This window comes from Corynebacterium callunae (assembly GCF_046592015.1).
Classification (GTDB): domain Bacteria; phylum Actinomycetota; class Actinomycetes; order Mycobacteriales; family Mycobacteriaceae; genus Corynebacterium; species Corynebacterium callunae_A.
Window position 1 is genome coordinate 148,232 of record NZ_JAWVOB010000004.1, and the last position, 11,041, is coordinate 159,272.

General features: G+C 53.8%; 10 protein-coding genes. 4 read left to right on the forward strand and 6 right to left on the reverse strand.

The genetic code is table 11. The annotated features are described in order from the left end of the window. The first annotated feature begins 13 nt into the window (after window positions 1–13). Both SFC07_RS06380 and SFC07_RS06385 read left to right on the forward strand, forming a co-directional pair. Complete coding sequence (locus SFC07_RS06380; RefSeq protein ID WP_411207389.1) at window positions 14–1,042, forward strand: hypothetical protein; 1,029 nt, start codon at window positions 14–16, stop codon at window positions 1,040–1,042. Window positions 1,043–1,647: 605 nt separating this feature from the next. Then, entirely contained in the window at window positions 1,648–3,147 is a 1,500-nt protein-coding gene (locus SFC07_RS06385) for an MFS transporter (RefSeq protein WP_411207390.1), read from the forward strand. An 84-nt stretch (window positions 3,148–3,231) separates the two neighbouring features. On the opposite strand, the gene SFC07_RS06390 is transcribed toward SFC07_RS06385, so the two are convergent. Beyond that, a complete protein-coding gene (locus SFC07_RS06390) occupies window positions 3,232–3,738 on the reverse strand; it encodes a MarR family winged helix-turn-helix transcriptional regulator (protein ID WP_411207391.1) in 507 nt (168 codons plus the stop codon). 90 nt (window positions 3,739–3,828) lie between these two features. Between SFC07_RS06390 and SFC07_RS06395 the strand changes: the two genes are divergently transcribed. Beyond that, entirely contained in the window at window positions 3,829–4,875 is a 1,047-nt protein-coding gene (locus SFC07_RS06395; RefSeq protein ID WP_411207392.1) for an LLM class flavin-dependent oxidoreductase, read from the forward strand. 107 nt (window positions 4,876–4,982) lie between these two features. On the opposite strand, the gene SFC07_RS06400 is transcribed toward SFC07_RS06395, so the two are convergent. The 4 genes from SFC07_RS06400 to SFC07_RS06415 are packed head-to-tail and all read right to left on the reverse strand — an operon-like array spanning window position 4,983 to window position 8,928. Beyond that, window positions 4,983–6,071: a sulfate/molybdate ABC transporter ATP-binding protein gene (locus SFC07_RS06400; protein ID WP_411207393.1), complete on the reverse strand. Its 1,089-nt coding sequence runs from the start codon at window positions 6,069–6,071 to the stop codon at window positions 4,983–4,985. After that, on the reverse strand, window positions 6,068–6,877 hold the full coding sequence (locus tag SFC07_RS06405) for a sulfate ABC transporter permease (RefSeq protein WP_411207394.1): 810 nt from the start codon (window positions 6,875–6,877) through the stop codon (window positions 6,068–6,070). Before SFC07_RS06405 ends, SFC07_RS06400 begins: the two co-directional genes overlap by 4 nt. Next, window positions 6,878–7,708, reverse strand: a complete 831-nt coding sequence (cysT, locus tag SFC07_RS06410; protein WP_411207395.1) for a sulfate ABC transporter permease subunit CysT — start codon at window positions 7,706–7,708, stop codon at window positions 6,878–6,880. It abuts the gene before it with no gap. Between the two features lie 2 nt (window positions 7,709–7,710). Further along, entirely contained in the window at window positions 7,711–8,928 is a 1,218-nt protein-coding gene (locus tag SFC07_RS06415; RefSeq protein WP_411207396.1) for an extracellular solute-binding protein, read from the reverse strand. Between the two features lie 246 nt (window positions 8,929–9,174). On the opposite strand from SFC07_RS06415, the gene SFC07_RS06420 reads away from it, so the two are divergent. After that, the gene (locus SFC07_RS06420; RefSeq protein ID WP_411207397.1) at window positions 9,175–10,125 is read left to right on the forward strand and encodes a zinc-binding dehydrogenase; all 951 of its coding nucleotides are present in this window, start codon (window positions 9,175–9,177) and stop codon (window positions 10,123–10,125) included. 139 nt (window positions 10,126–10,264) lie between these two features. Here the strand turns inward: SFC07_RS06420 and SFC07_RS06425 are convergent, their stop codons facing one another. After that, window positions 10,265–11,005 (reverse strand): DUF1684 domain-containing protein, encoded by a 741-nt coding sequence (locus SFC07_RS06425; protein ID WP_411207398.1) that lies wholly within the window; start codon window positions 11,003–11,005, stop codon window positions 10,265–10,267. Between the last annotated feature and the right edge of the window lie 36 nt (window positions 11,006–11,041).

Genomic DNA, 11,041 nt, shown 5'->3' on the forward strand with positions numbered 1-11,041 from the left:
CAGTGGTGTTTAAGTGGAATTGGATGCTCCCATTAGGCCTGGTAGTTCATTAAAAATAGTATCTGTCCATGCAAGTCTCGGTTACGATAAAACCAATGGTTTTATCGTAACCGAGACTTGCGCTGTAAAGGAAACTGAATTACAATTTGTGATCGAACAACGGCAGACAAGAACTGTCGTTAATAGCGCGTCAGTCCCTTCGCAATTTTGTGGAGGGACTGACGCATTTTGTAATAGCATTACTGATATGCCTCACAATCTTGTAGCCGCAATGCATCCTGCACGGCTGTCTTCATATGAATCTGAATGGCGCAAGGGCCTTGGCGGAAACTCTGCCCTTGTTACAAATTCTGCAGTGGCATCACTTTATGTGTGGCAAGTCGCTTTAGGCTCTGCGTGGTATGAGACATTGTCTTATGTTGAAGCTGTTATTAGAAACTCAGTTGACATAGCGTTACGTGACTGGAATAAAAGCCGTGGAAAGTCAGAAGACTGGCTAAATGATGCAGCCATACCTTTAGCGACACTGGTGGAAAAGGCCACTAGAGATTCCAAAAAACGGGCAGAAGTGGCTGCGAAACGAAGAAATCCTTCGCACCGGAGACATAAAGCTCCCGTAATTTTTGATGACATGGTCTCCCAGTTGGACTTTGGGAGTATTGTTCATCTCTTTCCGCAAACACCACCCAAAAAGAATGGTCAGCGAAAGACAGGTTTTAGTGGTCGCGAAAACCTTTGGATACATGGATTATCAAAAGGCTTTCCCAACTTGGGTCCTGATACTTTGAGTGCGTGGGAAGATCAATTTCCCCCTGATCTTCCGATAGAAGTTCAGGGAGGTTATGCGATCGGACATGCGTTAGAAAGATTGCGAAGGCTTCGTAACCGTATTAGCCACCATGAGCAAACTTTTGAGGTGGAACATTTGCGAAGGCTTGAAGATGCAAGACTTTTGCTTGATGCTATTTCTCCTGACATAGCAAAAGATTTAGAGAAGTTAGACCGCGTACGTCGTGCCCTAGTGATGCGTCCCAGTGCTTGATTTGTGTTTCTAGCTAGTTCCGCGATCAGTTCTCTGTTATTTCTTTATTTCAATTGAACTAGGTTTGAAGGTTTCGATATAGAATTTCAAGCACCGCGGCGTCGAAAAGCGCCTTCTTTTAACGCCCACCGGGCGCAGCAGGAGCGCGCTACCCGGGCCCACCGTGGTACCCACCAGGCCCCAAACGAACCTTAAATCCACCACCCCACACAGCCCCGATTTATTGCAGATTTAAGTAATTCTCAGAAATCTTGAAAACCGTAACCAAGCTGTTACCTACCCCGTTCACCTGCGCCGGAAGGGGGCTCATTTCTATTTATGCAGCTCCCAGGCTTGCTTTTGATCTGACTTTCACCTTTTGGGGTGATTAAACTTATTCATCGTTGAAAAAGGGCGGTGTCTCAACTCCCCTTTTGAGGCCCATTCATAAGAAAAACTTTAAGGAGGCTTAGAGGAAGAAGTCAGCACCGCCCCCGGGGCGCGCCGGGTGAAGATCACCCAAAGGTCCATGCAGCACCGTGACAACACCGCGACAGTACCGCGAAAACATCGCGAAAACACCGCGCATGGCTTGCGCCCATTAAGAAGACGAGAGGTTTAAACTCGTGAGCCCGATTCGCTCAAAAAAGAAAATCGCAGACGAACCCCGACTAACAGTTGATGACGTCAATGTTGTTCCCCCAAAGAAGATCCGCCCGGCTATTAAAGGCACTGTGGTGGGCAACTTTATGGAGTGGTACGACTTCGGAATTTATGGCTATCTCACCGTCACCATGACCGCCGTATTCACCCAAGGCCTGCCTGAGCAATGGCAGCTTTTGGCCGTGATGTTCGGTTTTGCCGTGTCCTACCTGGTCCGCCCCTTGGGTGGTCTGGTGCTCGGACCGCTGGGCGATAAGGTTGGCCGCCAGAAGGTCTTGTACGTGACCATGGCCATGATGGCTATTTCCACCGCATTAATTGGTATCTTGCCCACAGCTGCCTCGATCGGTGCCTGGGCTCTGGTGCTGCTTTATCTTTTGAAGATGATTCAGGGCTTCTCCACCGGTGGTGAGTACGCTGGCGCGACAACCTATGTGGCTGAGTTTGCTCCAGATCGCCGCAGAGGCTACTTCGGTTCCTTCCTTGATATGGGTTCTTACCTGGGCTTTGCTGCTGGCGCATCCGTCGTGGCGCTGACCACCTGGATCACCACCCACTTTTATGGCGCAACTGCCATGGAGGATTTCGGCTGGCGCATTCCTTTCCTAACCGCCATCCCACTGGGCATTATTGCGGTTTACCTGCGTACTCGTATTCCAGAAACCCCTTCCTTTGAGAACCAGGCTGCTGAAGAAGCAGCTGCACCAGAGAAGAACCAGGATGATCCTTATGCTCGTCTGGGTCTGCTCGGCGTTATCCGCCACCACTGGCGTCCACTGCTGATCGGCATTGCCATTGTGGCTGCCACCAACACCGCAGGTTATGCACTGACCAGCTATATGCCGGTGTACTTGGAGGAGCAGATTGGTCTACACTCTGCCTCTGCTGCAGCGGTGACTGTTCCGGTGCTGGTTGCCATGTCCCTGCTGCTGCCATTGGTTGGTAAGTGGAGTGACAAGGTTGGCCGCAAGCCGGTTTATGCGGCTGCCGTTGCTGCCACCTTGATCCTGATGGTTCCTGCCTTCTTGATCATGAACACTGGCACCATTGCCGCTGTGCTCATTGCGCTCACCATGGTTGCGATCCCAACTGGCCTCTACGTGGCACTTTCTGCCTCCGCACTGCCAGCGCTGTTCCCCACCGCATCCCGTTTCTCCGGCATGGGAATTTCCTACAATATCTCCGTGTCCCTCTTTGGTGGCACCACCCCGTTGGTCACCCAATTCCTGCTGCAGAAGACCGGCCTGGATATTGTGCCAGCGCTCTACATCATGTTCTTCTCTGCGATCGCCGGAATTGCGCTGCTGTTTATGAAGGAGACTTCACAGAAGCCTTTGCCTGGTTCTTTCCCCACCGTGGAGACCAACTCCGAGGCCCGCGAGATCGTGGCTACCCAGGATCAAGATCCCAATATTGATCTCACCCACATGCCTTTCCCCGAGACCGCCGAAGCCCGAAACTAAAGCTTCAACCCCCAGCACCCACCGCCCGGTGGGTGCTTTTCTGTTTTTTGCTTATCGACGAAAAGATGGTGGTTGGCCTTGCAATTATTGGAGATGATCCACCGCTTCGCAGGGGCTTGATCCAGGCTGAGCGCGGTGTACATCCAAAGCCAAGCGGCGCAATAAGGTGTCCAAGGTGCCGATATCTGCACTATTAAAACCTGCAAGAAGTTCCGCTTCCACATCGGCCACGCGCTTTTCATAGGTGGTCAGTACTTCTCGGCCATGGTCGGTGGCGATGATCTTGCGTGATCGTCGATCTGCGGGGTCGGGAATGCGCTCAACCACTCCTGCTTTGACGAGATCATCAATGAGGTAAGTCATGACCGTGCGGTCGATCCCTAAGTGCGCTGCTAGTGCCTGTTGATTTGAGGGATTGCGATAGGTGACGGTGGAAAGGACCTGATATCCCCGAATTCCGCCGGGCATGCCATCAACTGCTGTTTCAAAACGGGACTGATAACCGCGCAAAACCATCGCCAAATTCCAGCCCAAATCACCGGGTTTGCCGGATAAAGGACAGTTCTGGGAGGTTGGGGATTCTTCAGCCATGGATCTCATCATAGCCCAACAGCGTTATTGCCAAGATGATCTGTATGAAATATAGTCTGTCGTACAACATATTTTTAGGAAGAGGGAACTATGGAAATCGGTGCTTATAGCTTCGGTGACACCCAGCTCAATCCCGACGGCACCCAACGCGAGACGTCCGAGGCGATTAAGAATCTTTTTGATGCGATTGTGCACGCCGACAATGTTGGCTTGGATTACTTTGGCATCGGTGAACACCACACGGTGAGCATGCCTGCCTCATCTCCTGGCACGATCATTGCGGCCGCTGTGGCAGCTACCAAAAACATCAAGCTGGGCAGTGCTGCCAGCATTATTAGCACCGATGACCCAGTGCGCATCTACCAGCAGTTCGCAACTGCCGATGCCATCTCCGGTGGTGGCCGTGTTGAGATCACTGCGGGCCGTGGCTCCTCTGTGGAGACCTTCCCACTCTTTGGTTACTCCCTCGATGACTATGATCAGCTTTATGCTGACAAGCTTGATCTATTGCTGAGTCTTAACAGCGATGAGACTGAATTTTCCACCTGGTCCGGAAAGACCCGCCCCACTATCGACAACCTGGCGGTAGTTCCTCGCCCTGTTAATGGCCGTCTGCCTATCTGGCTAGGTACTGGCGGTAACCCTGGATCCACCGTGCGTGCGGCACAACTTGGTTTGCCCGTGTCCTATGGCATTATCGCCGGTGCCCCACACCGTTTTGCTCCTCTCACCCAGCTTTACCGTGCTGAGTTTGAAAAGGCTGGCCACCCCAAGGAGAATATGAAAGTCTCCGTTGCCTCCTTTGGACTTATTGCACCCACCAAGAAGGAAGCCCTCGAGCGCTTCTACCCCGGTTGGCACAACTTGAATGTAGAGATGGGTCGCCTGCGCGGTTGGGCGCCACCAGACGCTCGTGCTTATTACGCGCAGGCGGAGGCTCCAGGCGCTTATTATGTTGGCGATCCTGATGAGATTGCCGAGCGCATTGTTGATCTACATAAGTACCTCGGCCACTCCCGACACTTCCTGCAAATGGATCTTGGCGGCCTGCCTCAGGAGTACTTCATTGAGTCTCTAACCCTCCTTGCCACCGAGGTGAAGCCTCGCGTTGAGCGTTTGTTGGCCAAGGAGCAATAAACCTCTCCCCTAGTTTTGGCGCTGTGGGGTGGCGTCGAAAAGCGTTATTTTTTGGGGAAAGTGGCAATGAAAAAACGCAATGTTTCACGTGAAACATTGCGTTTTTCTTAGTTGTTTACGCTCGCGGTTGACTGGATAAGTGCGGCTGGCCGGGTGGCTCGGGCGTAAATGATCTCCCCTGGCTGTAGGTCAAGTGCCAGGGCGTCACCGCGGGTGATCTCGGCGGTGAAAGGATTGCCAGACTCGGTTTCCCGCAGCTCCACGCGCACCTCAAAACCGAGGAAGACCACGCGTTCCACGGTGGCGTTAATAACCGAGGTTTCCGCGACTTCGTGGTTGTGCACTGCCAGGTCAGGGGTGCGACCCAGGCGGATATCGTGGGGGCGAACCACCTTTCCATCGAGGGTGGACACCTGGCCTAAGAAGCCCAAAACAAAATCATTGGCAGGCTGATCATAAAGCTCGGTTGGGGTGCCGATCTGTTCAATCTGGCCCTTGTTAAGCACCACAATCTGATCGGCAACATCGAGTGCTTCCTGCTGATCGTGGGTAACCAGAACGGTGGTGATATTAAATTCCTTGTGCAGACGACGCAGCCAGGAACGGAGATCTTCTCTCACCTTGGCATCAAGCGCGCCAAAGGGTTCGTCGAGAAGCAAAACCTTGGGGCTAACCGCAAGGGCGCGGGCAAGCGCAAGGCGCTGGCGCTGACCGCCTGAGAGCTGGCTGGGGTAACGCTCGTGGAAGCCGGCCAGGCCCACGATCTCCAGGAGTTCGTCGACGCGGGCGCGGATCTCGGCGGCTGGGCGCTTGCGGATCTTTAGGCCGAAGCCCACGTTTTCGCGCACGGTGAGGTGTTTGAAGGCGGCGTAGTGCTGGAACACAAAGCCAATGCCGCGCTGCTGTGGGGAGACGCGGGTGATGTCCTCGCCGTCAATAATGATGGTGCCGCTATCGGGCTGATCGAGACCGGCGATGGAACGCAAAAGGGTGGACTTGCCGGAACCGGATGGTCCAAGAAGCGCGGTGAGGGAACCTTCGTGGATGTCTAGGGAGACATTGTTGAGGGCTTGGAAATCGCCGTAGTTCTTGTTGATGTTTTTAATGGAAATCTTGGCGGTGCCGGTGGTTGCGGAGCCGTTGGCGCCTGGAGTGCCTGCGGTGCTGGAGCTGGTGCTGGTGTGTGCGGCGGTCATTGTTCTACCTTGTTTCGTTTTTGAATAATGGTCATGAGGACGAGGACGAGAACAGCAACACCCATCAGCAGGGTGGCTGCGGCGTAGGCGCCGTATTCGTTGTGGTCATCGATGTAGCGGGAATGAACCAGCAGGGTCAGCGTTTGGCCGCCGCCAGCAAAGTTGGAAGCAACCATGATCACGGCACCAAATTCGCCAAGCGCGCGGGCCACAGTGAGGACAACGCCGTAGACCAAGCCCCAACGGATAGATGGCAAGGTGATCTGGGAGAAGGTCTCCCAACGGTTGGCGCCGAGGGTGGCAGCCGCCTGTTCTTGCTCCGTACCGATCTCACGCAGTACCGGTTCCACCTCGCGGACAATGAACGGCAGGGTGACAAAGATGGTGGCCAGCACCATGCCGGGAAGTGCGAAGATGACCTTAAAGCCGGTGTTTTCAATTCCGCCGAACCAGCCGCCGTGGCCCCACAGCAGGATGAGGGAAACGCCGACAATCACCGGGGAGACAGCAAAAGGAAGATCCACAATGGCTTGGACAATGCCCTTGCCGGGGAAGTTTCCGCGCACCAGCGCCAATGACACCACAATGCCGAAGATAACGTTGAGTGGCACTGTAATCAGCACAATGATCAGGGAAACCTGCAGTGCAGAGATCGCTGCGGGTGTGGTGATCCACTCCCAAAATGTTGCCAAACCAGGGCGGAAAGTGCGGTACAAAATGGTGGCAATAGGTACTACAACCAGAATGAAAATGTAGAGCAGCGCGATACTACGCAGGATCAGGGTGGTTGATTTTTGTAGTTTCATTTAGCTCTCAACTTTCTTGGAGCTGCGCTGGGAAATCACGCGCAGGATAAACAACACCACAAAGGTGATGGCCAGCAAGGTAACGGATACCGCTGCCGCAGCAGATGGCACATCGGATTCAATTTGTTCCTGGATATACTGCGAAGCCATCTGGGTTTCGCCCGGAATATTGCCGCCGATCAGCACCACGGAACCGTATTCACCAATGGCACGGGCAAAGGCCAAGCCGCCACCTGAAAGCAGGGCGGGCAGCAATGCCGGCAACACAATTTGGAAGAAGATGGTGAAGTTATTCGCGCCGAGGCTGGCCGCCGCTTCCTCCACATCCTGATCGAGTTCAATCAGCACCGGCTGCACCGCACGCACCACAAAAGGCAGGGTGACAAAGGTCAGTGCCAGTACCAGCGCAGGCTGCGTGGCGTTAAGGGTAATGCCCACCGGACTATCGGGACCATATAAAGAGAGCAGCACCAGTGAAGCGACGATGGTGGGCAGTGCAAAAGGAAGATCGATTAGTGCATTTATAATGCCTTTTCCGGGAAAATCATCGCGGACCAGTACCCAGGCGATCAAGGTTCCAAACACAATATTGATCAGCGCAACCACCAGCGAGACGCCAACAGTCACGCGCAGCGCGTCGACAGCTCCGGAGGACGTCACAGACTCCCAAAAACCTTGGACACCACCCACCGAAAATGCCTCAGTGGTGAGGGCTGCTAGAGGAAGCAGCACGATCACAGATAACCACAGCGTTGCGACGCCGACACCGGAGTTGCCCAGTCCGCCAACAGCGGAGGTTGCTCGTGGGCGGGTAATTGTTGCAGTACTCATGTCTACACTTCCTGGTAAATAGTGGTGATCACGCCGTTGCTTTCGCCACTGTCGGGCTGGGCTTTTTTGAAGAGGAAGGCATCAACAATCCCCCACCCCTTGCGGAGCTCACCGTCTTTATAAAGTCCATATTTTTCCGCGAGCGCCGGGTCTTCTTTGGCCAGCTCTCCAAAAGCTGCGGAGAGATCATCAATGGAATAGGCCACCTCATAGGACTTAAAGGCGTCCTTTTCCTCAGCTGGCAGGGAATCAATAATCGGGGTTTGATTGTCCTTGTTAAAAAGATCCGAGCCGGGGCGGAAACCTTCCTTAGCCCAAATGTGCTCCGCCTCATCAGTGAAGAGGTAGTTGCGGAAGTCAGTAGCCTCCTCCAGATTGTCTGAGGTATTAACCACAGCTACTGGGTTTTCAATGCGGAAGGTCTGTGGCGGATTGAAGTATTCAATATTGCTACCGGTGCGGTCGAGCAGGATGGCCTCATTTTCATAGGACAAGAGCACATCGCCCTGGCCTTGTTCAAAAGTGGAGGTTGCTTCGCGGCCGGACTTGGGGCGCACCTTGAAGGTGTTAGAAACCAACTCGGTGAGCTTTGCGGTGGCTACGTCATTGGCGTGCACATAACTTACTTCCCCACCGGCTGCTTGCTGATCTGCAATATCGCGGAAGAACCAGGAGGCGTAGGGAGCTAGCAGGTTCCACTTTGCAGAGCCGGAGCTCGCGGGGTTGGGGCTGATTACCTCTACATCGGAGTTGAGTAGATCATCCCAGGTTGTGAGGTTTTTGGGATTGCCCTCGCGGGTAACAAAAGACACCACCGAGCCAAAAGGAACGGACTTCCCGCTTTCATCCGCGGGGACACCCTTCTTCCAGTTTTCATCCACCAGGCCTGCGTTGACCAAGCGGGTGATATCTGGCTCCACTGAGAAGTTCACAATATCTGCTGGTACGCGCCTTAGAACCTTGCGGGATTGATCACCGGAAGCGCCATAGGACTGTGCAAAGCCAGTATCGGCTCCCTCTTCGGTAGCGCGATAAGCCGGGATGATCTCATCAAAGCCAACCTTGGGAACAGCGTAGGCCACGATGTTTAGCCGGTGGCTGCCAGAGGAAATATCTGCGCCATTGGGTTCATCGGTACTGCCCCCTGGCGCTGCAAAAACCAGCCCTAAAGCTGCAATAACACCCACTGCCGTGATGGTGGTTACACGTGTAACCTTCATATGCACCAACGCCCTAAATTCTAAAGCTTGGTCTATTTCTAATAGACCAAGCTGTCTGTAAGTTCTAGAAGTTAGGGTATATGGATAAACCTCCAAGTAGTGACACTTTCATTCGGGCTGAATAAAAGCCTACTGCTGAATGAGGTTCAGAAATGGGGGTAGTTTTCCCACCCAAAAACATCTGCACGCTCCTTTGAACCGGCTTAAAATCATAGGTAGAAACACCACCTTTAAAAAGAAGCAACAATGAAAGCTTGGCAGTTCACCAACACCAATGAACCCCTCGTTCTCAACGAGGTTCCAGAGCCCACCGCTGATGCTGGCGAGGTTGTCCTAGAGATGAAAGCATCTGGCCTCTACCACTCTGACGTCGGACTTTTGGAAGATGAAGGCTGGCTGGCATTGCTGGCTACTCGCCCCATCACCATTGGCCACGAAAATGCTGGCGTTGTCATTGAGGTCGGCGAAGGTGTCACCGATTTCAAGATTGGTGACCGCGTTGGTGTCTGCCCTACCGCTGAAGGAATCGGCGCTCCCGGTTATGCCTGCAATGGTGGTTTTGCACCCAAGATGGCAGTTGCAGCGGGCGCATTGGTACCACTTCCTGATGAAGTAGATTTCCTCAACGGCGCTGCCGCCACCGACGCAGGCATGACCTCCTATCACGCGATTATCACTGAAGGTGGAGTGAAGGAAGGCGACGTCGTCGGCGTAATCGGTCTTGGCGGCCTGGGTCAGCTCGGTGCTGCTGCCGGCATCCTCGCCGGTGCTGAAGTTTATGTGGCAGAGGTCAATGAGAAGGTCTGGCCACTGGCTAAGGAACTCGGCGCCAAGGACGTCAAGAAGTCCATTAAGTATTTTAAGGACATCGAATTTGATGTCATCGTGGACTACGGCGGTTTTGGCGAGACCACCGCAGACGCCAGTGAAAAGGTCCGTTATGGCGGCACCGTGGTGCAGGTTGGCATGGGTCGCCTCGAAGCAAACATTAACACCCGTACCCTGATCACCCGCAGCATTACGCTCAAGGGTTCCGTCGGTGGCACCAAGGAAGACATCGCCGGTGTTTATGAAAACATGGCAACCGGTCGCATGAAGCCACAGATCACCACCATTTCCTTCGATGAAATCCCTGAAGGTCTAGAAAAGCTCAAGCGCGGTGAGGTCATTGGTCGCCTCGTTGCTTCCCACGAGTAAAAAATAAAATCCGCCCGCGCGCTGCACTCAATGCGCTCGGGCGGATCTTGATTAATTTGTCAATCTTCACGCTAAGCCGATGTCTACGAAAGCCTAGCGTGAAGAAAGTTCACTGCAGCTAGCCCCCCAGCTGGCAAAACTAGCTGGCAAAAACGGCGTGCTGCTCCCCTGCCTCCACCGCAATATTCAATTTATTGTCAGCTACAGGCGTTGGGCACAGGTAGTTTTTGTTAAATGCCGAGGGTGAAAGATAGCTGTAATTAAAATCAATCACAGTATTTCCTTCCGTATCCGGCAGTGGAATGCTCAAGAAGCGGAATGGGTGCACCCCATTTTCCGCCGATGTATCACCAAACACTGCATGAAGTTCGCTGCCGGTATTGGTTACTCGCAGACGCTGCGGCGTGCCCTCGAGCTCAAAATTGACCCAACCATAAAACTCCGTGGGAATCGTCGCGCCATCCACCGTGGTCACGTCCAGCACCTCGGAGTCACGCTCCACCTGCGCTGGCACAACCCACTTTTCCTGTGGCGCAAAAGTAGCAATACCCTGCTCTGCCAGAGGCTTGGTGGTAGCCGGATCAAAAACGCGCAGCGCAAATTTGGCCTGGCGTACCAGCGCCGTTGCGCTCACGCCCGGAGCAACTTCAATAAACTCCCCCGGCTGCAGCGCCGGCAGTTCGCTACCAACCACGCTTGTCGACGCCACCCACCAGCGCCCCGGTAAGCCTGGGACTTCCTGCCCCTCATCCTCGGAAGTTGCAGTGATCCAAAAGGTGCCAGTTAAAGCTGCTGGACCCTGCGGGCCCTTGGCAAATTGCTCGCGCTCGGCATTCCAGGCTTCCCAATCGGATTCATTCCAGGCTGCTGCAGTAACCATTTGTTGCTCCTCAAGTTTTTCTAGATTTAACAGACT